The organism is Alicyclobacillus sacchari, from assembly GCF_004366795.1.
In the GTDB taxonomy this organism is placed as follows: Bacteria; Bacillota; Bacilli; order Alicyclobacillales; family Alicyclobacillaceae; genus Alicyclobacillus; species Alicyclobacillus sacchari.
This window is the reverse complement of record NZ_SORF01000001.1, coordinates 425,922-451,281: the sequence shown is the minus strand read 5'-3', so window position 1 is coordinate 451,281 and position 25,360 is coordinate 425,922. Positions and strand designations below refer to the sequence as shown.

24 protein-coding genes and 2 pseudogenes are annotated in these 25,360 nt (G+C 54.1%); 19 read left to right on the top strand and 7 right to left on the bottom strand.

Annotated elements, in window-relative coordinates:
- Positions 1-90: 90 nt before the first annotated feature.
- Positions 91-330: pseudogene (locus C7445_RS02115) on the bottom strand (transposase); the annotation flags it as partial.
- A 229-nt stretch (positions 331-559) separates the two neighbouring features.
- Between C7445_RS02115 and C7445_RS02110 the strand changes: the two are divergent.
- Both C7445_RS02110 and C7445_RS02105 read left to right on the top strand, forming a co-directional pair.
- Positions 560-1,444, top strand: a complete 885-nt coding sequence (locus C7445_RS02110; protein WP_166668951.1) for a methyl-accepting chemotaxis protein — start codon at positions 560-562, stop codon at positions 1,442-1,444.
- A gap of 147 nt (positions 1,445-1,591) precedes the next feature.
- Entirely contained in the window at positions 1,592-3,088 is a 1,497-nt protein-coding gene (locus C7445_RS02105; RefSeq protein WP_134158367.1) for an aldehyde dehydrogenase family protein, read from the top strand.
- 66 nt (positions 3,089-3,154) lie between these two features.
- On the opposite strand, the gene C7445_RS02100 is transcribed toward C7445_RS02105, so the two are convergent.
- Both C7445_RS02100 and C7445_RS02095 read right to left on the bottom strand, forming a co-directional pair.
- Complete coding sequence (locus tag C7445_RS02100) at positions 3,155-4,249, bottom strand: methyl-accepting chemotaxis protein (RefSeq protein ID WP_166668950.1); 1,095 nt, start codon at positions 4,247-4,249, stop codon at positions 3,155-3,157.
- A complete protein-coding gene (locus C7445_RS02095) occupies positions 4,246-5,079 on the bottom strand; it encodes an EAL domain-containing protein (RefSeq protein WP_134158365.1) in 834 nt (277 codons plus the stop codon). The genes C7445_RS02100 and C7445_RS02095 overlap by 4 nt, the downstream gene beginning before the upstream one ends.
- A gap of 301 nt (positions 5,080-5,380) precedes the next feature.
- Here C7445_RS02095 and C7445_RS02090 point away from each other — a divergent pair, with 301 nt between their 5' ends.
- A complete protein-coding gene (locus C7445_RS02090; RefSeq protein WP_134158364.1) occupies positions 5,381-5,932 on the top strand; it encodes a DJ-1/PfpI family protein in 552 nt (183 codons plus the stop codon).
- Between the two features lie 71 nt (positions 5,933-6,003).
- Here the strand turns inward: C7445_RS02090 and C7445_RS02085 are convergent, their stop codons facing one another.
- The 3 genes from C7445_RS02085 to C7445_RS14950 all read right to left on the bottom strand — a co-directional run bounded on the left by C7445_RS02085 (position 6,004) and on the right by C7445_RS14950 (position 8,598).
- Positions 6,004-7,338 (bottom strand): MFS transporter, encoded by a 1,335-nt coding sequence (locus C7445_RS02085; RefSeq protein ID WP_134158363.1) that lies wholly within the window; start codon positions 7,336-7,338, stop codon positions 6,004-6,006.
- Positions 7,339-7,433: 95 nt separating this feature from the next.
- Entirely contained in the window at positions 7,434-8,324 is an 891-nt protein-coding gene (locus C7445_RS02080) for a TIGR01777 family oxidoreductase (RefSeq protein WP_134158362.1), read from the bottom strand.
- 76 nt (positions 8,325-8,400) lie between these two features.
- The gene (locus C7445_RS14950) at positions 8,401-8,598 is read right to left on the bottom strand and encodes a helix-turn-helix domain-containing protein (RefSeq protein ID WP_166668948.1); all 198 of its coding nucleotides are present in this window, start codon (positions 8,596-8,598) and stop codon (positions 8,401-8,403) included.
- A gap of 4 nt (positions 8,599-8,602) precedes the next feature.
- On the opposite strand from C7445_RS14950, the pseudogene C7445_RS02070 reads away from it, so the two are divergent.
- The 16 genes and pseudogenes from C7445_RS02070 to C7445_RS01995 all read left to right on the top strand — a co-directional run.
- Positions 8,603-8,797 (top strand): annotated as a pseudogene (locus C7445_RS02070) (hypothetical protein); the annotation flags it as partial.
- An 83-nt stretch (positions 8,798-8,880) separates the two neighbouring features.
- Complete coding sequence (locus tag C7445_RS02065) at positions 8,881-9,258, top strand: Na-translocating system protein MpsC family protein (protein ID WP_166668947.1); 378 nt, start codon at positions 8,881-8,883, stop codon at positions 9,256-9,258.
- Between the two features lie 171 nt (positions 9,259-9,429).
- Positions 9,430-12,408 carry a formate dehydrogenase subunit alpha gene (gene fdhF, locus C7445_RS02060; protein WP_134158419.1) on the top strand — a complete coding sequence of 993 codons (2,979 nt, stop codon included), beginning with the start codon at positions 9,430-9,432 and terminating at the stop codon, positions 12,406-12,408.
- Complete coding sequence (locus C7445_RS02055) at positions 12,383-12,871, top strand: helical membrane plugin domain-containing protein (RefSeq protein WP_134158359.1); 489 nt, start codon at positions 12,383-12,385, stop codon at positions 12,869-12,871. The genes fdhF and C7445_RS02055 overlap by 26 nt, the downstream gene beginning before the upstream one ends.
- A 112-nt stretch (positions 12,872-12,983) precedes the next feature.
- Positions 12,984-13,427, top strand: coding sequence for a DinB family protein (locus C7445_RS02050; RefSeq protein ID WP_134158358.1), 444 nt, complete (start codon positions 12,984-12,986; stop codon positions 13,425-13,427).
- Positions 13,428-13,683: 256 nt separating this feature from the next.
- Positions 13,684-15,456: a peptide ABC transporter substrate-binding protein gene (locus tag C7445_RS02045; RefSeq protein WP_134158357.1), complete on the top strand. Its 1,773-nt coding sequence runs from the start codon at positions 13,684-13,686 to the stop codon at positions 15,454-15,456.
- Positions 15,457-15,601: 145 nt separating this feature from the next.
- A complete protein-coding gene (locus tag C7445_RS02040; RefSeq protein WP_134158356.1) occupies positions 15,602-16,225 on the top strand; it encodes a YhbD family protein in 624 nt (207 codons plus the stop codon).
- Between the two features lie 11 nt (positions 16,226-16,236).
- Positions 16,237-17,043, top strand: coding sequence for a bactofilin family protein (locus C7445_RS02035; protein WP_134158355.1), 807 nt, complete (start codon positions 16,237-16,239; stop codon positions 17,041-17,043).
- A 45-nt stretch (positions 17,044-17,088) separates the two neighbouring features.
- Entirely contained in the window at positions 17,089-17,706 is a 618-nt protein-coding gene (locus C7445_RS02030) for a polymer-forming cytoskeletal protein (protein WP_134158354.1), read from the top strand.
- Positions 17,707-17,745: 39 nt separating this feature from the next.
- A complete protein-coding gene (locus tag C7445_RS02025; RefSeq protein WP_134158353.1) occupies positions 17,746-19,296 on the top strand; it encodes an MDR family MFS transporter in 1,551 nt (516 codons plus the stop codon).
- Between the two features lie 84 nt (positions 19,297-19,380).
- Complete coding sequence (locus tag C7445_RS02020; protein WP_134158352.1) at positions 19,381-20,310, top strand: manganese-dependent inorganic pyrophosphatase; 930 nt, start codon at positions 19,381-19,383, stop codon at positions 20,308-20,310.
- A gap of 117 nt (positions 20,311-20,427) precedes the next feature.
- The gene (locus tag C7445_RS02015; RefSeq protein WP_134158351.1) at positions 20,428-21,117 is read left to right on the top strand and encodes a thiamine phosphate synthase; all 690 of its coding nucleotides are present in this window, start codon (positions 20,428-20,430) and stop codon (positions 21,115-21,117) included.
- The gene (gene thiO, locus C7445_RS02010) at positions 21,114-22,238 is read left to right on the top strand and encodes a glycine oxidase ThiO (protein WP_134158350.1); all 1,125 of its coding nucleotides are present in this window, start codon (positions 21,114-21,116) and stop codon (positions 22,236-22,238) included. Before C7445_RS02015 ends, thiO begins: the two co-directional genes overlap by 4 nt.
- A 5-nt stretch (positions 22,239-22,243) precedes the next feature.
- Positions 22,244-22,444, top strand: a complete 201-nt coding sequence (gene thiS / locus C7445_RS02005) for a sulfur carrier protein ThiS (protein ID WP_134158349.1) — start codon at positions 22,244-22,246, stop codon at positions 22,442-22,444.
- 46 nt (positions 22,445-22,490) lie between these two features.
- Entirely contained in the window at positions 22,491-23,285 is a 795-nt protein-coding gene (locus C7445_RS02000; RefSeq protein ID WP_134158348.1) for a thiazole synthase, read from the top strand.
- Between the two features lie 50 nt (positions 23,286-23,335).
- A complete protein-coding gene (locus tag C7445_RS01995) occupies positions 23,336-24,355 on the top strand; it encodes a ThiF family adenylyltransferase (protein ID WP_134158347.1) in 1,020 nt (339 codons plus the stop codon).
- 43 nt (positions 24,356-24,398) lie between these two features.
- On the opposite strand, the gene C7445_RS01990 is transcribed toward C7445_RS01995, so the two are convergent.
- Positions 24,399-25,343, bottom strand: a complete 945-nt coding sequence (locus C7445_RS01990; RefSeq protein ID WP_243834878.1) for an SPL family radical SAM protein — start codon at positions 25,341-25,343, stop codon at positions 24,399-24,401.
- Between the last annotated feature and the right edge of the window lie 17 nt (positions 25,344-25,360).

Genomic DNA, 25,360 nt, shown 5'->3' with positions numbered 1-25,360 from the left:
TCCACAGTCCACTTACGTCCTGGCATGAGTCAAACACCTCTCTACGTCTATTTTACCTCACGTCATCTGTCTGGGTTGACTCTGGGGCCAGTATAGGGGCACGCGTAGAACGAGTCGACCGATTCTTGTTGTCAAGGCATGAGGAATCGTACCGTTGCGATAGCCCCTCCGCTCATCTGAACGCTCATACGGCTTCGCTTTCAACTGCTCGGTCACCTGCGCCTGCAAGACTTGATTGAGCACCTGCTCGACGAGCTTCGCCACACCACCATCCTGCAAAAACAGACCTTTCAAAAATTCATCATCCACGTTAATCTGATATTGAGCCATATTCGTTCCCTCCTGGTGAGTGGTTTCTCTCAATCTCACATTCTACCAGAGAGGACGGAGATGGCTCATCTTTTATACCTCAAATGTGCCATCCCTTTTTACACAGCATACTGGACTCAACTGTTTTTTATGCCATGAAGACTTTCCGTATAAGCTAGCCAACCTCGCCGCCCTACGCCTATAATTATAGGTAGAACTTGCATTTTGACAGAGGATGAGGAGAAATGAAATGGCAAATGATACAGTGAATGAAGTAATCAAACCGCAATTACATCCCGTCGTGGAAACGATGATACAATTGGCTCCTGTGCTCGCGGAGGTCTTTCCGGACGATGTGACCATCGGTGTGTCCGATTTGACGACGCTCTGGTTGTCCGTTCCAGGCAAGACATTTTCGTTGGGTTTGCAACCAGGTTATCGTTTGACGCCGGGTGATGGCATGTACGAGGTGGTGGACCAAGGCAGACCGACACGCACGTTTGTACCCGAGTCGGTATTCGGCGTACCGATGATGGCTAACTCCATTCCACTTTGTGACGAGCAAGGGAATATTGTAGGTGCGATGGGCGTTGGCATCAGCATGCAACGCTACAACCATCTGTTTGAGGTCGCGTCGGCGCTTTCCAGCGCTGTGGAACAAATTAGCGCGACGGTCGAGGAAGTGGCTGGTTCCATCAACGTACTGGCTGACAACATGTCTGACATCTCACATCAATCGGACGAAGTTCTGAAGAGTATGAGAGATATCCGCAAAATTTCCGATCGCGTCAAGGACATTTCGAATAACAGTCGTATCCTGGGCTTGAATGCATCGATCGAAGCATCGCGCTCGAACCAGATAGGCAAGGGTTTTGCTGTCATTGCACGGGAAGTTCGCAAACTGGCAGACGATGCCAAGCGGCAAACCGAAATCATTAGTGGCACGGTGGATGAAGTGGAGCGTTTGTTAAACCGCTTGGCCGAGTCTATCGTCGCTGTGAATCGCGAAACGGAAAGCCAATCCGCTGCGACGCAGGAGTTGGCGTCCACCATTCAGGAAGTGAGCCAGTCTGCGGTGGCCTTGGCGAAGTATGCAGAGAGCATTGTGTCTGGGGATGGGAGCCAAAACGAATAACGAACTTTGGCAGCGAGCGGAACCCATTCATGCAACTCCTTCGGTTTCGATCGCCGCTGATATCTTGACTGTGGGAGTCTTGATGGCTGTCCTGTCGATTTGAGCTATGAAGCACAACGATATTATGACTGAAAGAAGGTTTGTCTTATGCACGAGGAATTGCGGATTGCAACAGAACCCGTGGTGGTCCAGGCTATTATCAATGGTAAGCAGGTAGCTGCGGAGAAGCGTTATGCGCGTGAAAATCCAGCCAACCCAGAAGAAATTGTCGGGTATGGTCCGGTGAATACACGCGAAGATGCTGTACAGGCCATTGACGCGGCCGCGGTTGCATTTCCAGCCTGGGCACAAACACCGCTGCGCGAGCGGATCGAATACATGCGTCGCGCGATCGCGCGATTCCGGGAGGCGGCTCCCGAGTTGGTGCCGTTGTTGTCGCGCGAACACGGAAAGCCTGTCTACGACGCGCAAGGCGAGATATTTGTGAGCCTGGCATGGATGGAATACGCCTGTGACATTGCGGAAGAGGTTCTGGCGGAAAAGGTGGAACAACACGAGAACGGCAAAACCATCATTACGCGCGACCCAATGGGTGTCGTTGCGGCAATTACGCCGTGGAACTATCCGCTTGCGCTGTCAACCATCAAGATTGCACCGGCCTTAATTGCAGGAAACACGATGGTGCTCAAACCGAGCCCGTTTGCGCCGCTTGCCGTGAGCAAGGTGGTCGAATGGATGGCCGGCGAACTTCCTGCCGGCGTCTTGAATATGGTTCACGGCGATGCGGATGTTGGCGTCGAGTTGACCACGAATCCTAAGGTTGCGAAGATTGCGTTCACTGGCGGGACGAAGACCGCAACACACATTATGAAATCTGCTTCCGATACGATCAAAAACATGACGCTTGAACTCGGGGGGAACGATGCGGCGCTCGTGCTATCCGATTTTGATGTCAACGACGAGCGGGCGATGCGGCGGCTCGTCATCTCCAACTTCTTGACGACCGGACAAATTTGCATGATTGCCAAGCGCGTCTATGTTCATCGTTCGATTTACACTGCATTTGTCGAGAAGTACATTGAAGCCGCAAACAAGTGGATTCGCGTCGGCGACGCCTTTCATCCTGATGTCACGGTTGGACCGATCAACAATTTGCCGCAAGTGCGTCACGTCGAGCGGTTGATCGAAGACGCCAAGAGCCGTGGAGCGCAGGTGATTCCACTTGGCCGCATTCTCGACGAGAATGTTTTCGCAAAAGGATATTTCATGCAACCAACCTTGGTCTTGGGGGCTGGGTATGACGATCCGATTGTCGTCGAGGAACAGTTCGGACCTACGGTTCCGGTCTTGCCGTATGACGATGAAGAACAGGGGATTCAACTGGTGAATAACAGCATTTACGGTTTGACCAGTTCTGTATGGGGCGAAGAGGAACATGCACTCCGTGTTGCACGCCGAATCGAGGCGGGAACCACGATGATCAATACTGCGGCGATACAGGGTCTCGACATTCGTTACCCATTTGGCGGTTTCAAGCAGTCCGGCATTGGACGTGAGTACGGTGTAGAAGGTTTGCTAGGTTACACGGAATTGCACGTCATCAACATACCCAAAGTCGGTGAACTTCCCAACATTCCGGAGTGAAGGTAAAGCGGTCGTGGCGAACACAGGGCCACGACCGTGTAGTCTCCTCAAACCTCAACAATGACATCATGAGTCCATTTGCGCGAGGTGAATAGATTCGGTCACTTTTCTTGCTTCTATAATTACCTCATCGATATGGGCATGCATGTTCTGGACGTTCTCATGTTGACGCTCGACCGACGCGAAAAGTTGCTCTAACACTCGATTTGCCTCTTCGATGACCCCTACGGTATGTGCGCTCATGTTTTGAATCGTTTCGTGAAACGAGACGATGCGTTCAATATAGGATACGAGTTGTACAATTGTTTCGGACACCTGGCTTGCATGGTCCCGAATACACAGTGCGAGATGGCTGATTTCATGGGCGATGACAGCAAAGCCACGGCCGTGATTGCCGGCTCGCGCGGCTTCAATCTGTGCGTTGATCGTTAACAGCTGGCTTTGCCCCGCGAACTGCGAGATGATATCGGCAATGCCCTCAATGGCATCGATTCGAGAAGCCAACGATTGGATGTATTCGGTCTGCTGTTCGGCAGCGCGGGTGAATTCCTCTAGCACTAACGAGACATGTTTGTCTAAGACGGTTTGGGCACGAGTTGTCGTCTCCGTCATCTGTAGCGATTCTATATGACTTGCCTCGGCTGCGGTTATCGTCTGATACACGAGTGACTGGATGCGTTCTACCATATCTTTCGCCTGCCAAAGTGCTTGTTTTCTCATTTGCTCCGCTTGGTCCTGAGCGTTGCGAGACACTGTAAGTAAATCGCGAATTGTCAGGATGCCGTAATATCTGCCTTTACACGTTACAACAACGGGATCGTAGAATGTTTCGACTGGTCGCGACAGTGCTGAATCGACCACGTCAGCGGCCGGAGTGTGAACAGAAACTACCAAAGGCTGGGTGTCCATCAATAGGGAGACCGGGCGTCCCAGATACAGATCAGCGCCGAAACGCTGACCAATCTGTTCGAAAAACCGTCGATTTACAATCGTCCCCACAACGTTTTCCTCAGGTGTGCATACGACGATGGCTTCTGATCCTGTTTGTTCGAACAACTGACGAACATAGAGGCCTGTCGCGACTTCGGGCACATGAGGAGCGTGTTGCACGTACTCCCAAAACGAGCTGGATGGGGCCATCCCTTTCGTATCCAGAATCAATTCGCATCCTCCTTCGCGCCTTGTGCAAGGCACGGTCGGCCAAACCAAAACCCTTGGCCAACTTCTACACCACATGCTTTGGCAGCCATCAATTCTTTGTCCGTTTCGATTCCCTCGGCGATCACGATTCCCGAAAAGGCGGATGCAATCTCACAGGTGGCTTGCACAACACGGCGTTTCAAAGGATGTTCATCTAAGTTGTCAATCATTTGTTTGTCGATTTTCACAAAATCCGGCTTGATCTGAATCAGCGTGAGCAGACCTGAGTACCCTGCACCGAAGTCATCAATGGCGATTTGATAGCCCTGTTCGCGATAGTGACATAGCAAGCGGGTAAATTGTGCGTAGTCCTCGATGGCTTGCCGCTCTGTCACTTCAAAGACGACTTGGCTGGGTGTAAGGCCCGCGGATTCGAGCACTTTTCGTGTCTCTCCCACGCGAAACGAAGGATCGAGCAGAATGTGAGGTGACACATTGATAAACAACTTTTGCCCGAGGGTGAGGCGTGCACGTCGAATACCAGCATTTCGACAAAGTCTTTCCACTTGCAAGAGACATCCTGCTTGTTCAGCTGCCGCAAACAGCGCCAGTGGTGACTCGTAAGGCGTGCCCAGAGGACCCCGTGACAAGTTCTCAAAACCTAGAACCTCGTATGAACGGAGATCGACAATGGGCTGATAATAACTACGTATGCACGATTCATCTAGAGACTGAAGCAAGGAATCCATGGAAGCGCTAAAGGCTGGTGTGCTCACCTTTACTTCATTGGTGTCTTGTGTCATTTGTGGATGACAGATGTTGGCTGTCTTCAATGGATGGAGGGTTGGCATGTTCGATGAGAATCCTCCCTATAGGGTGTCATGATTAGCATACTGGACGCACTGTGGCAAAGGGTGAATGCCACGTAATGGTTTGTTGAAACTTGGAACAAACAGGTGGATCCTGTTGGTTCATGGAGGCCTTGTCCTGAGAAATTTGTCATGTGCGAACTTCTCAGCTACCTGTCCGTCATGTTTTGGTGTCAAGGCGCATACAAGGAGAGTGCCCGGCCATCTTGATGGACCAACCGTTCATGCTGCTGTTCTTGTTTCGGATGAAGAATAGGGTTGCGCAACGAGGAGGAGATCGAGCTTGTCAAAACGTGTGCTCATCTTGACCGGTGATGCGGTTGAGGCTTTGGAAGTCTATTATCCGTACTATCGTCTTTTGGAAGGGGGCGTGGAAGCGGTCATTGCGGCGCCGACGAAAAAGACGCTGCACACGGTCGTCCACGATTTTACGGATTGGGAGACGTACACCGAGAAACCGGGCTACCTGCTGGAGGCAGACATTGCATTTGCAGACGTCCAGCCGGAGTCATTTGACGGCATCATCATTCCCGGCGGCCGGGCGCCCGAGTACATTCGCCTCAATGAACACGTGCCACGCATTCTCCAGCACTTCATAACCACCAACAAGCCAATTGGCGCCATTTGTCACGCGGCACAGGTGCTTGAAGTTGTACGCGATCAACTGAAAGGACGCACCTTAACGGCTTACATTGCGTGCAAACCGTCTGTTGAAGGCATGGGGGCCAATTACGCACCGGAGACATTGTTTGTTGACGGCAACCTAGTTTCAGGACACGCATGGCCTGACTTGCCAGGGTTTATGCGAGAATTTATGAAACTGTTACAGGCATAACAAGCTTGAAAAAACATCAAGGAGCGCAAGTGTGTGCGCTCCTTGATGTTTTTTGGCCGTTCTTCACGTCATTAAGACGGAATAGAACGACCTGACCCTGGGGCAACCGGGTTATCGATCCGGCGTTGTTTATCCGGATGATGGAAGAAGAGGACAGCCAGCACCGATGTTGCTGCCAGCGCCGCCATCAGCCAGAAGGCGCTGTTGAAGCTGCCTGTTGCATTGACGATCGCGCCGGTGATCACGGGGGCGAGGAAACCTGCAATCGCGAAGAAGGTATCCATGACGCCCAGGGCCGTTCCTGTGCGATCTCGCATCATGTCGACGTTGATCGCGTAGAACGTCGAGTTGGAACTCATGCCGAAGCCAACAGCCAGCGTGATAAAGATAATCGCGATCGTAAAGTTATGTGTGAAGGTGAGCGGTATGACGCAGAGGGCGGACAACAGTTGCGATATCCAGATTGGGTACGATCGCGCGAGCCGTAGGCTGCCCGTGCGCTTCAAAATACCATCCGATAAATACCCAACCAGCCATAGCAATACGGTTGCCAATGCCCATGGCAGCACCGAGAATAGGCCCACCGACTTCAAATTGAGATGGTATTGCTTCTCAAAGTACGACGGAAGCCATGTCATAAAGAAAAAGAGATAATAGCCAAAGACAAAGAATGACCAGTTATTTGCCATCAGCGTGCGGTTCGCGAGCAAATACTTCCACAACGATCCGGACGGCAGGCGATGGGCTTGCGCCCTGCGCATGTCAGCAGGTTGAACGCTGCGGTCGATTGTGTCTGTGCCGCGAATATGCCGTAACTCGGCATCATTGACGCGCTTGCTGTGCTCCGGAAAATCGCGGAACAGAAAATACCACACCGGCACCCAAATGAGGCCGATGATCCCCAGGATGATGAACATCCCGCGCCACGATGTGCCCAGGATCAGCGCGGTTGCAATCGGCCCTCCAATGGCAAGCGCCAGCGGAACGGCGACCAAGGAATTCGACAAGGCGATTGCACGTTCACGACTGGACAACCAGTCGCCTACCGCACGGTTGACCGCCGGGAAGTTCGGCCCTTCTGCGACGCCAAGCAGGATGCGCATCAAGAAGATCATGGCGAAGCCGACAGCCGCACCAGTCAAGCCAATGGATAAGGTCCACAGGAGCGAGGCCCAGAACAGAGCCCGCCGGGCACCGACGTGATCGACCCAAATGCCACCGAAGAAGGTTGTGATCATGTAGCCGACGCCGAACGCACCAAGAATGAGGCCAGTTTGATCCGCATTCAGATGAAGCACTTTGGAAATGTCGGAGATGGCATAGGAGATGGCGGATCGATCGATGTAGTTGACGACGGTGATGAAAAAGAGTAGTGCGATGATAACCCAGCGAAACCGAGATCGCATCGCGTGTTTCCCTCCTTTTGTTGTTTTGTGCATCGAAGTAGTTTAGGAAATCGGTTTCATTGTACGTCCAGGACAGGCCTGGAGACAAGTCTTCGTTACAGCATGTCCGCGAGTGCTGTTTCAAGGTCAGGAAATTGGAACGAAAATCCGACCGATTCAGCCTTGGTGGGCAGCACGCGCTGGCCAGTCAACACCAATTCGGCCCTTTGGCCAAGCGCCAAACGGATGACTGGTGCAGGGACCGAAAACCAGTGCGGGCGGTGCAGTTGCCGCGCGATCGCGCGGGTGAAGTCGCGCATTTGTACCGGATGCGGGGCCGTCGCGTTCAGAGGGCCCGCGATGCGCTGGTCGAGCAAGCAGAATTCGATGAGTGTACTCACGTCCGCCACATGGATCCAAGATATCCACTGTACTCCGCTGCCAATGGTACCGCCCAAGCCAAGGCGAAAGAGCGGCAGCAACGACGCAAGAGCCCCGCCGTCCTGGCCGAGTACCATGCCCAAACGGACGCCGACAACGCGCGTGTACGCACTGGCAGATTGCGCGGCCGCTTCCCAGGCAATGCATACACGGGCCAGGAAGTCATCTCCTGGCGCATCGTCTTCCGTGAAGGTTGCGGTTGGTGAGGTACCGTAGTAGCCAACGGCGGAAGCTTGAACATACGCCTTTGGCGGGCGCGGCATCTGCGAGATAGCCGTTACGATGGCCTGGGCAGTCGTCACGCGCGATGCGAGTATCTCCTCGCGGTCATGTGCGGACCAGCGTCCACGGTTGAGAGAGGCGCCCGCGAGGTTGACGATGGCGTACGCTTGGTCATTGTCTAAGGTCGTGTTGAATTTGCGTATAGGCACGGCTGTGCAAGCGTGGAGTAGACGTTCGACTGTATACGGCCGGCGTACGACGGTCACTTGATGCCCTGCGAGCCCTAGGTGTTTGCATAAATGACTGCCAATAAAGCCCGATCCGCCGATGACGACGATGCGCACGTGGCATTCCTCCGAGAAATATGGATTGGGCTTATCATAGCAGAATATGAAACTTCGTTTTGGTGAGGAGATCCTGTCAGGATGGATGGGTTTGTTGAATTTGCAACAATGAAAGGCACTCGAATGCTGCCCAGATAGTTGATACCTGTGAGATGTCACGCAAACGCACGTCAAGAAGTTGTTCAATCTGTTTAATGCGGTAAAGCAAGGTGTTTCGGTGGATGTATAAGGCCTTGGCAGTTTCGGTTGCATTTTGGTTGGTGGTCAAATACATGCGCATGCGCTATCATCGGCAACTGATGAACGCCATTCTCAATGGGCAGGCTCAAATTGCGAAGGCTGTGAATGCGACTGTCATTGATCTCGATCATGCCCCGGAAGGCTATCGCGACTTCGACAAAGGCGTGGCACGCAAGTTCGTCCTCGATCCACATGGTATTGTCCGCAAACATCATCCAGAGCGAACATTGTAGTTCCCGCCCCCTCGTGATTTTGCTATACCTAGTCCTGCAGGGGTATAGTCATGGAGGTAGTTCTTCGCGAGGTGGGGCACATCATGACTCAACCAATCAAGGTAGCACACGCATTCAGCAACTTGGTTCGGGAAGTCCGTAAACAACACGTTGGCAAAGGTCCAGAGCACATTACCACACGCTTCGTCGGTCCCTGGGCGATTTGTGAGCTCAGAGGCAATCTCACAAGCGTCGAGAAGTTCGCGGTCAAGTCGGAAGAGGGACGTCGCCTTGTACGCGAATTGCGAACGACGTTTATCAAGGAAATTTACAAGGACGAAAAAGTAAAATCGCACGTTGAGCAGTTGGTTGGGGCGTCACTGGTCACCCTGTTCTGTGACTTTGATGTCGATCTCGACATGGCTGTAACGGTCTACGTCTTTGATCGTGCACTTGGACTCGACTCGTCGTCCTGGCTGTGATAAATTGTTTCTATCAACAACATGTCCATGTGGATTGGCCTAAAAGTACCACCTGTGCTTTTTGCTACTCCACCGAAATTCAAGCCTGTTTTGGCGTGGATTTTGGTGGAGTTTTTATTTTGTTGCAGAAGTCTCTGTTTTGATGTTGGAGGGGTCACCGTGGCGCAATCGTTGGATACAGGTGTCTGCACCGTCGAGATTGACGGACGCGTTATCGAAGCGAAGAGTAACAACACGATTTTGCAAGCGATGATAGAAGCTGGTATCGAGCATCCACATATTTGTTATCACGAGCAGCTTGGACCAATCCAAACGTGTGACACGTGTATGGTGGATGTCGACGGCGAATTGGTGAGGGCCTGTGCTACCGCGATCAGGGCGGGCATGCGCGTATCAACATCGAGCGCATTAGCCAGATCAGCGCGCACAGAGGCGATGGATCGGATCCTAGAGAATCACATGCTGTACTGTACAGTTTGCGATAACAACAACGGGAATTGTGTATTGCATAACACGGCGGAGTTGATGCGCATAGAGCATCAGGCTTATCCGTACCGACCAAAGGGGTATGAGAAAGACCTATCCAATCCGTTTTATCGTTACGATCCAGATCAATGCATCCTATGCGGCCGTTGTGTGGAGGCGTGCCAAAACTTGCAGGTCAACGAGACGCTGTCCATCGACTGGGAGCGGGAGATGCCGCGCGTCATCTGGGATGAGGATGTGCCCATCGATCAATCTTCCTGTGTATCGTGCGGTCATTGTGTAACCGTATGTCCGACAAACGCTCTGATGGAACAAACGATGCTCGGGGAAGCCGGCTACTTGTCAGGCATCCCGGATTCCATTTTGTCGCCCATGATCGATCTGATTAAAGCGGTTGAACCGGGCTATGGCGGCATTTTTGCGATCTCAGAAATGGAATCTGCCATGCGTGAACAGCGGATCCGCAAGACAAAGACCGTTTGCACGTTCTGTGGGGTTGGCTGCTCCTTTGACGTTTGGACCAAGGGGCGCGACATCCTGAAAGTGGAGCCGAGCATGGATGCTCCTGTTAATGGTATATCCACGTGTGTCAAAGGCAAATTTGGTTGGGACTTTGTCAACAGTACGGAACGCCTTACAAAGCCCCTCATTCGACAGGGCGACAGCTTCCGCGAGGCTACTTGGGACGAGGCCTTGGATCTGATAGCGGGCAAGTTTCGGGAGATTCGCAATGAATCCGGCTCCGATGCACTTGGTTTTATTTCGTCTTCCAAGGTCACCAATGAGGAAAATTACTTGATGCAGAAACTTGCGCGCGCCGTGATCGGCACAAACAATATCGACAACTGTTCGCGCTATTGCCAGTCACCGGCCACTGATGGGCTCCTGCGCACCGTAGGCCTGGCGGGAGATTCGGGGACGATTGCCGATATTGCAAGAGCAGGTCTTGTCATCATCGTCGGCGCCAATCCGGCAGAGGCACATCCCGTGCTGGCGACCAGAGTCAAACGAGCACACAAGTTGCATGGGCAAAAGTTGATGGTAGTAGATTTGCGTCGCCACGAGATGGCGGATCGCGCTGATTTATTCGTTCGTCCTAACCCCGGTACGGATCACGTCTGGTTGTCGGCCATCACACGCTACATCATCGACCAGGGATGGCACGACGATGTGTTCATCCGCGATCGTGTCGACGGCTTCGAGGCGTATGTGGAATCTCTTCGACCTTACACGTTGGAATACGCGGAACAGGTCACAGGGATTTCAGCGACGACCTTGGTTCGTATGGCTGAAATGATTCGTGAGGCGGACGGTGTCGCCATTCTGTGGGCAATGGGCGTCACACAACAGCGCGGGGGTAGCGAAACAAGCGCGGCGATCAGTGACCTCCTTCTCGTAACCGGGAACTATGGCCGCCCTGGGGCAGGGGCCTTCCCCTTACGCGGTCATAACAACGTGCAAGGTGCATGCGATTTTGGGACATTGCCGAATTGGTTGCCCGGATATCAACTGGTCAGTGACGCGGGTGCCCGCCAACGGTTGGGCGCTGTATGGGGAGTGGAATTGCCGGAACGACCTGGCATGGATAATCAGGCTATGCTCGATGCGATTGTGCGTGGTGAATTGCGTGGCCTGTACCTGATGGGCGAGGAGATGGCGTGGGTTGATGCAAACGCAAACCACGTGCATGCGGCGCTGAGTCAGCTCGAATTCTTTGTCGTGCAGGATATCTTTTTATCAAAGACGGCGCAATTCGCCGATGTCGTTTTGCCTGCAAGCCCCAGCTTGGAAAAAGAGGGAACCTTTACAAACACGGAGCGGCGTGTTCAAAGGCTCTATCAAGTGCTTCCACCTTTGGGCGATGCAAAACCAGACTGGAAAATTATTATGGAAATCGCGAATCGGCTCGGCGCTGACTGGAAATATGCACATCCATCCGACATCATGGCGGAGGCGGCGTCAATCGCGCCACTTTTCGCTGGAATTCAATACGACCGTCTGGAGGGTTATCGCAGCCAAATCTGGCCGGTGGCCGCAGACGGCACGAGTACGCCTTTGTTGTACAAAGATCGATTTGCCCATGCAAACGGTAGGGCGAAGTTGGCGCGCGCCAACTGGATTGCCCCGGAACAGCCGGATACCATGTACGATTTACATTTGAACAATGGGCGCTTGCTAGAACATTTTCACGAGGGGAACATGACCAATCAATCAGCAGGTCTCACGCACAAGGTGCCTGACACGTTTGTCGAGATCTCACCGGAATTGGCTGCTGAACGAAGCATTGAGGATGGAGCTTTGGTGCGCTTGATATCGCCGCATGGTCAGGTTGAGGTGCGGGTCATGGTGACGGATCGCGTGCATGGCAAAGAGATCTATCTGCCGATGAATACGGTGAGCGAACAGTCGGCGGTAAACTTGTTGACCGGTCCTGTGGTCGACTTGCGTACCCATACGCCTGCGTACAAGGAGACCTATGTGCGCTTGGAAGTTATACACCGGCGTGGCCGGCGGCCGCTGGACAAGCCACGTCCGCGTTACGGAAGGCGCCACCCGCAACAGGGTGTGGAGGTTTGGCGCAAGTGGAAGCGGCCGGGATACGTATCGGTGGAGCGACTGGCAAAGGAGAGAATGCAACATGGCACAACCGATTCGAGCCATTGAGCGCCCAACTATGAGTGAAGAAAAGAATGTGGAGGAAGCACTGCACCAATTGCAGACCGAAGTTGCCCGCCATGGGCAGGCGTTGGCGGCGGCGCTGACCGTACTCGAAGATATGCAACGAAGCGGACTTATGGATTTGGCACATGGCATGCTCGGTGCCAAACAACAAATTGCGGAGATTGTTCTCGAGCAAGTGATGAAGCCTGGTGTTCTCGGCGCCGTCCAAAATGCGATGGCGTTCATGGAACTGGCAGGCGGGCTCGATCCGCACGCGGTACGTACGTTGACGCACGCATTGGCAGCAGGCGTTGAGGAAGGACAGCGACGCATCGCCAGCGGCCGGAAGGTGGGCTTTCTGACATTGGCGCGCGTTCTGTCCCAGCCTGACGTCAATCGAGCTGTTGCATTTTTGGTAGGGCTACTTGAAGGGATTGGACGCGAGCTTAACACAGAAGGGCAGTGAGGAAGATTTCGGCGTCGAACTGATGTACGATACACACATGGGGTGGTATGCTAGTCGCCGATTGATGACATGCCGCGTTCCCTACAATTTGGTCTGCTTTGGAGGAAAGGGTATGATTCAGGAAGTCGCTGATCTGTATCAATTGTTCGTCAGTGTGCATGCGACGGTCGATAAGATGCTGGAAGGCTTATCCGATGACGATTGGGTAAAGAAACCGCAGCCGAACTTTAACAATATCGCCTCGATCGTCGAGCATGTCGCGCTGGTCGAGCGCCGTTTCTTTGCGCAAGTCAAAGGAGAACTCAGTCAGCTCGATGCAGGGGAACCATTTCGGGCGGAGTCATGGGATGTTGCGAAAATCAAGGAACTTTGGGTCAGCAACCTGGAGTTTGCCAAGAGTGCACTCGAGCCACTGTCGGAGTCCGATCTCGCCGAATTCGGTGCAAAACTCGGTGTCGGCGAGGTGAACAAGCGGCAGCTCATTGCTTATGCGATTGCCCATACAGCCCATCATCGGGGGCAGATCCCGCTGGTGAAAAAACTCCTGGGGCTATGACGTGCGTGCTGCGGCCGGGGCAGTCCGGCCGCTTCGTGTATATATACAATTCTATGTATGGTTATTTCACGAAAGTTCAGACGAAATTCTTGTTTTGGCGAAAATGCAGTACGATCTTTACAAAACTATTCACGAAAGTTTACAATGAGATAGGTTTATCTGAACTATCCGCGTCTTCCGATGAAACTTGCGGATTTTGCGGAAGTTAGTTGTAAATATAGCTTACAGATGAGATGACGATTTCTGGGAGGTACAAATGGTGCAGAGAAAAAAACGGGTTCTGACGTCTGCAGCAGCGGCTGCTGCTATTGTTCTAGGTATAGCGGGATGTGGGACGACAAGCGCTTCCAACGCATCCGGCACATCATCGAATCAAAACACAACGAACACGGCGACGACTGGGGCAGCGAGCACGGCGGCGGGTGGCGTGATCGAGTTTGCGTTGCCAGCTGGTACAAACTTAACGTGGTTTTTGCCAATCTTTGATGCGGCCAACGACTCACTTTACAATTCCCAGTTGGTCGATCAGCTCTATATTCCGATGCTTCAGTTAAACAATGATTATTCCGTCAACTGGAACAATTCGATAGCTCAGAAGATCACGTACAACAAACAAGGAACGGTGTACCACATCTTCATCAATCCAAAGTGGAAATGGTCGAATGGGCAACCTGTTACGTCGAAGGACGTTCTCTTTACGTGGAACGTCATCAAGGCTGCCTCCGCGAAAAATGCCCCTGCTCCTTGGCCGTTTGTTGGTGTAGGTACAGGTGATATCCCGGATGGCATCCAGAGTGTTGAGGCGACGGGTAAGTATGAGGTTACGATCACGCTGAAGCAGCCGGCCAACCAGCAATGGTTTGAATACAATGGCATTATGCAGTTAACACCGCTCCCAGCTTCCTATATGGATGTCAAGAGCAACATTCAGGATGAAATTAAGTATTTGGGTGCGAACGCAACCAACTTGATGTTCGATAAGGTTGTTGACGGCCCATTTAAGCCAGTAAGCGCGAAGTCGAGCCAGGATTGGGTGATTGCGCCGAATCCAAGCTATGCTGGCCACAAGAGCACAGTCAGCAAGATTGTCTTCCAGTATGAAGGATCGAGTGCTGCTGAATTTGCAGCTTTGCGCAGTGGCCAGATCAACGTTGGCTATCTGGATCAATCGCAGTTGGGATCCGAGTCTGCCCTGACTTCTCTTGGCGACAGCATCACGCCGGAATACCCGTTTGGCATTTTCTGGACGGAGATGAATATGTATTCGGGTGCACCGCACGCGAGTGTCTTTGACCAACTCTATGTGCGTCAGGCTTTGCAAATGAGCATCGACAATAACACGATTGCGAAGAGCATCTACAAGGGATTTGCAGAACCGCTGTCGGGTCCGATTCCGGGGACGCCGAGAACGCAGTTCTATGATCCTGCGGAAAACAATCTGTACCCGTACAACCCAACCAAGGCGAAGCAATTACTTGAATCGCACGGCTGGAAACTTGTCAACGGCGTGATGACCAAGGGCAATCAGAAGTTGAACCTGACGCTGATGTATGTGACAGGCAATCAGTCTTCTCTCGACGCAGCCGAGTTGATGCAACAGGATTGGGGTCAAATCGGCGTCAAAGTATCTCTCAAGGGCGAAGAGTTCTCGACGTTCTTGACGAAGACGAGCAATCCTAAGGACTATACTTGGGATTTGGCGACGGGTTCCGGTTGGGTATACAACGGACCGGGCTTCTACCCATCTGGCGAGGGCCTGTTCAACACGGGTGCGCCATCTGGTACGGGCTTTAGTGATAAAGAGGAAGACGCTTTGATCAATGCGACGCACGTGCCGTATTCGACACAGCAGCAAACCATGCAACACTTCTACCAGTACGAAATGTACACGGCGAAGCAGCTGCCATTCCTCTGGGGTGTCAACGTTGCAACGTTGGCTGTCGTAGCACCGAATGTACACAACGTTTTGCCGTACTACAACGGTGCAACTGGCGTTCCGGAAATGCAATATTGGACAGTCTCGAAATAAGTCGTTGTGCCGCCTTCATCACGGCGCTATTGATCACGAACATGCTTGGCCCGCCATCACGGCGGGCTTTTTGTTTTGCATCACCAATTTTGCATTGTGATCGTAACAGTGTTATGTTACGATAGTTGTGCAGGAGATGGTGGATGTGGAACAGGAGTTGATTTCAAAAAAAGAGCTGCTCGATGTAACGGGGATTTCATACGGTCAATTGTACCGGTGGAAGCGAAAGGACTTGATTCCGGAAGAATGGTTTATTCGCAAATCGACGTTTACAGGCCAGGAGACTTTCTTCCCGCGGGAAAAGATACTCACCCGGATCGAGCAAATTAAACAATTGAAGGACGATTTGTCGCTTGATGAGCTGGCTCGCAGATTTTCTCCGGATCCGGCTGAAATCGCATTGAGCGGTGAAGAGATGGTGCGCAAGGGGATCGTTTCAGAACAGTCGTGGCGCGTCTACCAACTTGAGCATCCCAATGTGGCCGTTTGTTCATTTCAGGAGACGGTGTTCGCAAGTGTTGTCCATCGGGCGCTTGCAAGCGGTGATGTGGGGCTTGACGAAGCGCGAAGTGCTTTGCGTGCATTGGAACAGAGCATAACAGTGTTTTCTGACCTTCGTGTGCGGATCGTCTGTGTTCGTAAACTCGGCGTATCCGTGTGGGTGGTTCAAGCGGCGGACGGGCAGCTAGTCGTGGATCCGGATGCCAAGCTGGTGTTTGAAGCGGATGTGAGCGAGTGCATCGAGGAGTTAAAGCTGAAGTTGATGTAGGGGGACTCGATATGCAGACGGAGATGGGCCATGATCTCCATTTGTCCGGTCACGGTTCGTCCACTGGCGGTTTCTATCGAAATGTGCATTTGGAAGGTCTAAGCACCATTGACGGCGATGTGGTGTGCGAGCAATGTACGGCGCATGGTGTGGCGCGAATGCACGGCAACCTCCGAGCCGACATGACTGCGTTTCACGGGAAAGCAGACGTTTTGGGGGATATGGTGACTGGTTCGGCCGAAATCCATGGAACCATCCGTGTGAGCGGCGTCTGTGACGTGGCGAAGATCCTTCGCATACATGGGACGTCGCGGTTGCAAGGCGGCGTTCGAGCCGATGTTCTCAATATACACGGGCGTACACACGTTGGGGCAGAATGTGTTGCCCGCGAGGTTGAGTTGCACGGAATTGCCCAATTCGCACAAGACATTCGAGCAGAACGAATGGATTGCAGTGGCGTTCTGCATTTGGGCGGCCCGTGTGAAGCTGAGAGCTTTTCATGCAAAGGACAGGTGCACAGTTCAGGACTCATCAATGCGGAAAGAGTTCACATTCGTCTACATGCCAAATCAGAGGTACAGGAGATTGGCTGTACGGAGTTGCGTGTCGAGCGCGGGCGAGGATGGTTTGCTCGTCGACACAAGTTGGTGGTCGATATCATCGAAGGCGACCATATTTATGTGGAGAATGTAGTTGCCAAACGTATACGTGGAAACCGCATTACACTAGGAAATGGCGTGTACGCTGAACGTGTTGAATATCGGGAAGAGTTGAATCGGCACCATGGCGCGAAGGTTAAGGAGGCTGTGCAAGTTTAACAGTTGAGCGATGCGGCCGTGAGATCAGTACGGGATGTGAATGCGATGAACGATGAAAGGGCGAGAAGTTGGCGAGTGATGGGTAGTTCCATGACGTCGGGAGGAATCTTTGGCCATGTCAACGTGATGGGGGAAGCCGTGACGACGGGGCCTATGGAGTGCCAATCGTTGCGCGTTATGGGGGTGTTTCAAACGCACGCCGACGTCCAGGTTGGATTTGCCAATATCATGGGGCAGATGGACGTCGAAGGGCAAATGCGCGGCAATCGCGTTCGTGTTATGGGGGAATTGACCGTACGCGGCGACTGTGAGGTGGAGCAGTTCGTCTCACGTGGCACGTTTGTCATCGATGGTTTATTGAATGCGGGAAACATTGATGTGCGTCTTTACGGGCCTTGTCGTGTTCGCGAGATTGGCTGTGGCACGTTGCGCGTAGAGCAAAAGAAGCCGTTTTTCGGACGCGCCGGACGCGCGGAACACGTGTTGACGGCGGACGTGATCGAAGGAGACGATGTGGTTTTGGCATATACAAGGGCGCGCATCGTGCGCGGAGATAAAATTCGCATCGGTCCCGCGTGCGACATCGACATCGTCGAGTATCGAACGGATTGTACGTGTCATCCTCGATCTCGGGTGGCATCCTGCGAGCAACGAGGTTTGTAGGTTCTCCGTGCAGGGCTTCAATGTGAAAGGAGTGTATCGATGAACAGTGAGCGATCTCGCTTAGGCCTTGTGATCGCGGGGCTTTTGCTCGGCATTTTTGTTTCGGCAATGGACAATACGATTGTCGCCACGGCCACGGGAAACATCGTCGCACACCTAGGTGGCTTGGACAAAATCGTATGGATCACAGCGGCGTACATGTTGACCGAGATGTCGGGGATGCCGATTTTCGGGAAGTTGTCCGACATGTACGGGCGTAAACGATTTTTTGCGTTTGGGCTGATTGCGTTTCTGATCGGTTCCATTCTCTGCGGTACCGCACAGAACATGGACCAACTGGCTCTGTACCGCGCCATCCAAGGGGTTGGCGGAGGCGCCTTGATGCCGATCGCGTTTACGATCATTTTCGATATCGTCCCGCCTGAGCAATCCGGCAAGTTTTCTGGCATGTTCGGAGCGGTATTCGGGATCGCCAGCATTTTTGGACCGTTGCTTGGCGCGTACATCACGGAGCACATGAGCTGGCGGTGGGTCTTTTATATCAACGTGCCGATTGGGATTGTCGCGTTTTTACTGGTCACCTTGGGTTATCACGAATCCAGGCGTCACGGTAAGCAGGTGATCGACTGGGTGGGCATCGTCACGCTCGTGCCGGCGGTCGCATCCTTCATGTTTGCGCTCGAGTTTGGTGGAGCACAGTATCCCTGGAATTCTCCTGAAATTATTGGCGGTTTTGTCGTCGCGGCGGTTCTGTTTGCTGTCTTTCTTGGCAATGAGCGGCGTGCTCGCGAGCCGGTTGTCTCCTTTCATATGTTTCGCAAGCGGGCCTTTGCCAGCAGCAACATTGTGGGTATTTTGAGTGGCAGCGCATACATCGTGGCGGTTGTGTATGTTCCAATATACATCCAGGGTGTTCGTGGTGGCTCCGCCATGACGGCTGGGCTGGAGTTACTGCCGATGATGCTTGGTTCGTCCGTCACAGCACCAGTGGCTGGACAGCTGGCGAATCGGATGACCTATCGCAGTGTGCTGTGGCCGTTCTGTGTATTGTTCTTTGCGGGGATTTATCTGCTCAGCCGCTTGGCTGGCACAACACCGACCTGGCAACTGCTGTTGGTGATGTTGATGGTCGGTTTTGGTATCGGGCCTTTCTTCTCCGTGATTGGCATGGCGGCGATGGGGGACTTCGATGATCGAAACCGCGGCGCCGCGAGTTCGACGAATGCCTTCGTGCGCGAACTCGGGATGGCTGTTGGCATCGTCATCTATGGCGTGGTACAAAAGCATGCCTTTGAGTCCGATGTCGCTGTTGCGTTTCGCAATCTTGGCGCCTATGCGGATCGATTGCGAGGGATGGATCCGCGCGCGATTCTCACACCGACAACAAGAAGCCAGATTCCGGTGCCTATCGTGGAGAAACTGTCGCATGCGATGAACGCATCTATTCATACCACGTTTGTTTGGGATCTCATACCCGCTGGTGTGACGATGCTCGCTATCCTGTGGATGGGGAAGGCCCGCTTTCAAGGAAAAAGTGCCACCGTTCCCGCCTCGGATGTGAAGCTTGGCGAGCTCGAACCCAATGGTTGATGGTCGTCCCTAGTACAGATGTGGTGTCTAAACTGATATACTCTACGTTAGTGCTTACTACATAACGTGGAGGAGTATAGGGTTATGGCAAAGATGCTCGTTTTCGGTCATAAAAATCCGGATACCGACGCGATTACGTCGGCAATCGTCTATGCACATTTGAAGGCACAATTGGGTGAAGATGTCGAGGCGGTTCGTCTTGGCAACCCGAATCCGGAGACCCAGTTCGTGTTGGATCACTTCGGCGTCGCTGCACCGCGTTTCGTCGAGACCGTCGCCAACGAAGTCAAGCAGGTGATCTTGGTCGATCACAACGAGCGTCAACAGAGCGCTGCAGACATCGAGCAGGTGGAAGTCGCCGAAGTGATTGACCATCACCGTATCGCCAACTTCGAGACGGCAAATCCACTATACTATCGAGCGGAGCCGGTTGGTTGCACGGCGACCATCTTGAACAAGCTGTACAAAGAGCATGGCGTAGATGTACCGAAGGCGATAGCTGGTCTTATGCTTTCCGCCATCATCTCCGACACGTTGTTGCTCAAGTCGCCGACCTGCACAGAGCAAGACGTCGCTGCGGCGCGCGAGTTGGCTGAAAAAGCGGGTGTCAACCTGGAGGAGTATGGCCTGCAGATGCTCAAAGCGGGCGCAGACCTCAGTCAAAAGACGATCGCCGAATTGATCTCTCTCGATGCGAAAGAGTTCCAGATGGGCAGTCACAAGGTCGAGATCGCACAAGTCAACGCGGTCGATGTCAATGACGTCCTTTCGCGCAAAGAAGAGTTGGAAGCTGCCTTGGAGCGGGTGATTGCGGAGAAAGGGCTCGACTTGTTCTTCTTTGTCGTCACCGACATCCTGAATAACGACTCTGTCGGTATCGCTCTTGGCAAGGCGGCCAATGCGGTCGAGCAGGCGTATGGCGTAACGTTGGAACATCATCAGGCTCTGTTGCAGGGCGTCGTTTCGCGTAAGAAGCAAATCGTACCGGTGCTGACCGACGTCCTTGCTAAGTGATGGCATGAAGAGCTTGGCAATTGCATAGATCAAGCGTGAGGATGCGTTTGTGAGGTTCAAAGTGGAAACCTGCCGTACCCGTTTCTTTGGGTACGGCTTTTTTGTTGAGGTGACAAGATGACGGCTGTTTTACACGTGTTGAGTGATAGAACTCGCAATGGGGCGCTGCCTCTAGTTGAGGCACTAGCCGAGGCGGCAGCCGGTGGTGCGGATGTCCTGCAGGTGCGGGACAAAAAGGTGCCCGCATCCGTGACGTACGACTTGGTTGGCGAGCTTCGTGCATCCTTAGCCGTTCGCGCATGCCACCCGCAATTGTTTGTGAACGACCGTGTCGATATCGCGATCGCGGCCGATCTCGATGGTGTTCATCTGGCTGCCAAGTCACTGCCTGTTGACACGGTGCATGCTCTGCGCAAACGGCTCGACCTAACCTTTGCCGTTGGCTGCTCTGTGCATGCGTCGGATGAGGCCGTGGCGGCGGAACGCGCGGGAGCTGATTACGTCACGTTTGGCCATGTTTTCCCTAGTGCTTCGCACCCGGGATTGCCGCCGCAAGGATTGCGAGCGCTGGAGCGAGTGGTCGAGGCTGTTTCGATACCTGTCATCGCCATCGGCGGCATCGATGAGCGCAATGTTCGTGAGGTGTTGGCGACCGGATGCAGCGGGATCGCCGTGATTGGGGCGGTATTAGCTGCCGATCGCCCGCGTGACGCCGCCTCCAGGCTGAAGGATGCGATGGCGAGCGCGAACGTGAATCCGAAAGTTCCTTTCTCGACGGCGACAACCAGAAAGGGGAATCGAGGATGAAGTCGATCTACGACGTGGTTGTTGTGGGAGGCGGTGCCATTGGCATGGCGAGCGCGTGGCGCCTTGCAGCGCGCGGCATGAAAGTGCTGGTCATCGATAAAGGGCGCTTGGGGGCAGAGGCGTCCAGTGCCGCGGCGGGGATGCTTGGTGCACAACTCGAAACCCATCAGGCAGGGCCGTTCTATGATCTCTGTCGCGAGAGTCGCGCCTTGTACCCTGCCTATGTGGCGGAGTTGCTGGAGTACACAGGTATCGACGCACAACTCGTACACAACGGGATTCTGCAATTGGCATACACAGAAGCGGACGCAACTCTGCTTCTGAAGCGAGCAAATTGGCAGCGGCAAGCGGGCGATTCGGCTGTGTGGATGGATGCATCGGAGATTCGGGCAGCAGAGCCGGCCATTCGCCCAGTGCATGGGGGATTGTTCTTGCCGAATGACGGCAATGTCAGCGCGCCGCGCCTAGCGAAGGCGTTGGCCCGGGCGGTTGGCATGAGTTGTGATGTGCGCGAAGGATCGCCCGTGTTTGCCATTGAAAAGCAGACAGGCGGGACGTTCGAAGTGGTGACCGCGAATGAGCGATTCCCAGCAGACAAGGTGTTGATTTCTGCTGGTACATGGGCTTCATCCTTGTTGCGGCCATGGGGCTGCGCCCTTGAAATTCAACCTGTAAAAGGGCAGATGTTGTCGATCCGGCCGCCCTTCGGGACGACCCTGCGGCGCACGGTATACGCAGGCGGTACGTACTTGGTGCCGAAACGAGACGGCACGGTTGTTGTCGGTGCCACGGAGGAGCGTGAGGCGGGGTTCAGCCGCGAGGTAACCATCGGGGCCATCTCGGCGTTGAGCGAGGCCTTGCGCGAGATTGCACCGGGCCTTAGCCAGGCGGAATTTCTGCAAAGTTGGACGGGATTGCGCCCTGGGTCCCCGAATGGCGAGCCTCGCATTGGCGAACTGCCAGGTCTGCCCGGACTGATGATTGCCGTCGGCCATTTTCGCAATGGCATCTTGCTCTCGGCGATTACGGCAGAGATGGTTGCCGCCGCTGCGACAGGTGAGGTCTGGCCTGAACGATGGCGGCCGTTTCATCCTGCGCAGACCGTCAAGGTAGGGAGGTGATCGGCGTGCAGGTTACAGTCAATGGAAAGTCAATGGACGTGCCGGATGGATTAACGGTAGAGGGTCTCCTGGTGCAATTCAATCTGGTGGAGGAACGCGTGGCTGTCGAACATAATCAGCGTGTGCTCGATCGCGGAGCGTTCGCCGAAACGGTGCTCGCATCTGGCGATGTGATCGAAGTCGTGCGCTTTGTCGGTGGGGGCTGAGCAAGAACCTCGCGTGGTGAACATAACTCAAGGAGGTATATCGACGATGGAGCAGCTTACAATTGCGGGGAAGTCGTTTCGCTCACGATTGATGGTGGGTACAGGGAAGTATGCGTCGCTCGCACAGATGCGCGAGGCGCTCGCGGCGTCCAATGCGGAAATTGTTACCGTCGCGGTGCGGCGGGTCAACTTGGATGCCCGTGAGGAGTCCATACTGTCTTATATTGATTTGAATCAGTACACCTTACTTCCCAACACGGCGGGCTGCCACACGGCGGAAGAGGCGATTCGCACGGCCCGTTTGGCACGGGCTGCGGGATTGTCGAATTGGGTGAAGCTCGAAGTGATCCCGAATGACGGCACGCTTTTGCCTGATCCCATTGCAACCGTGGAGGCGGCAGAGCAACTGGTAAAGGAAGGATTCGTCGTCCTGCCGTACACGACGGACGATCACACGGTGGCTCGCCGCCTACTCGATGTCGGCTGTGCAACCATTATGCCATTTGCATCCGCCATCGGCACGGGCCAGGGCTTGGAGAGCCTGGATCGCATTGCGCGAATTGTGGATGTGGTCGCCGGGCGCGTCCCGGTCGTTGTCGACGCAGGGATCGGTGCCCCGTCGGATGCTGCCCTTGCCATGGAAACAGGCGCGGACGCGGTACTGGTGAATACGGCCATTGCCAAGGCCAAGGATCCAATCGCGATGGCACGGGCTATGGCTATGGCTGTTGAGGCTGGCTGGTTGGGGCGGCAGGCCGGCAGAATTCCGCGTTCGGCCGTGGCGTCGCCTAGCAGCCCGGAAATCGGACGTATTGGGTCCGAGGCGGCAGCACACCCATGAAAGTGAAAGGAAGCATGAAGATTCGCTAGGTCGATAAAGGAGTCACAAGTATGAACGACGAACGGTATTCGCGGCAAATTCGCTTTCGCCCCATTGGCAGGTCAGGTCAGGAGCGCCTGCGCGCCGCACGCATCGCGATTGTCGGTATGGGGGCGCTTGGTTCGGTCTCAGCACCCCAACTGGTGCGCGCCGGTGTCGGCTATGTACGCGTCATCGACCGCGATGTCATCGAGCCGTCGAACTTGCAACGGCAATCGCTGTACACCGAGGCTGACGCTAGGGTGGGGCGCCCGAAGGCCATTGCCGCGGCGGACGCCCTGCGCGCGGCAAACAGCGATATCACTGTAGAGCCGGTTGTGGATGACGTCCATGCGGGAAACGCAGAATCGCTATTGGCCGATGTCGACGTAATTGTGGATGGATCGGACAATTTTCAGGTTCGTTATGTGGTCAACGACGTTGCCGTGAAATGCGGCGTGCCATGGGCGTATGGCGGCGCCGTTAGTTCGCATGGTACGGCAGCGTTTTTTCGGCCTGGGCAAACGCCTTGTTTTGTTTGCCTACTCGGTCCCGATGGCGGGGGTGGACACGATACCTGTGAAACGGTCGGCGTCATTGCGCCCGTGGTGTCGATGGTTGCATCCTATCAGGTTGCTGAGACCATCAAATATTTGACCGGAAATCTGGACGCGCTCAGCGATGCCATCTTCCAAGTCGATGTTTGGCAAAATGAGTTTCATCAAACAGCCCTGGGCGAACCGAATCCACAGTGCCCCTCTTGTGGAAAGCACGAGTTTCCAGCCTTGACAGGCGCCAGAGGTGCATTGACTGTTTCGTTATGCGGCAGACAGACCATTCAGGTGCGTCCGATGAACACTCGTCCGTTGTCACTAGAGCGGCTTGCAGAACGCTTGCGCCCGTTCGGAGAGGTGCGTGTAAACGAGTATCTGCTTCGCTGGCAACACGGCGAGATTGCGTTCAGCGTATTTCCGGATGGCCGCGCCCTGGTTCATGGAACGGACGATCCGGTTCGGGCCCGCAGCTTGTATGCACAGTACATAGGCATGTAAAGAAGGACGAACGATAGTTCCTGGTTCCAGGAGAACTCAATGCTCAAATCGGCAAGGTAAGCTGCCTACTCTGCGGCTGAGAGGCCATGTTGACCGATTGCGGGCGCCGTGCAGGTTGGGTGTTCATGCCCAAGCGGCGCACCATGGCGGCAGCCTTCTCGGTCAACTGGCGTCGATACCACGAGGGCGCGTAGGGGGTTTTGTACAATTGTTCGTACCTCTCCAGCAGATGCGGGTACTCGTGCCGGATGGCCGCCAAAAACCAGGGCTTGACTTCCGGTGTAAGCCGTAGTGTGGAGGGCATGACAAACTGTGCCCCGTGCGCGGCCGCTTCTTCGATCACGCTGTACATCTGGGCCTCATCGTCGTTGATATATGGCAGGATGGGTGCAAGGAACACGCCGACAGGCAAGCCCTGTTCCGCGAGCGTGCGCAAAGTGGCAAGCCGCGTTTTGGGAGCGGGTGTAGCGGGTTCAAATGCTCTCCAAATGCGTCCGTCCAGGGTATGAATGCTCAATTGAATGGACTCCAACCGCATTCGCCGCAAAACGTCCACATCTCGTAAAACCAATGGCGATCTCGTCGTGATGGTCGTCCGAATTTGGTAATGCGCAAGAATGTCGAGGCATCTCCTCGTGATCTTCCGCTTCGCCTCAATGGATTGATATGGGTCTGTCGCAGTGCCGATCGCCAGTATGCCGAACGACTGAGACAAGCGTTCGCGGTTGCCGCCGCAGGCCCGCAGTTTGGCTTCTAGCTGCCGCTCCAAGGCCTCAGGCGCTTCTGCTTTGACCATGATACGTTTGCGAAATGAGTCATCTGCCGCGAAACCGAGAAATGCATGGGTCGAACGCGCGTAGCAAAACGCGCAACCGTGCGCGCAGCCCCGGTAAGGATTGAGCGACCAAGAGAACGGCATGCTCTGCGTGTGCACTTGGTTAGCCGCCAATTTGACAGGTATGTCGTGGTATTGTGGGACATCCAACACGACGTACCCCCCTTTCA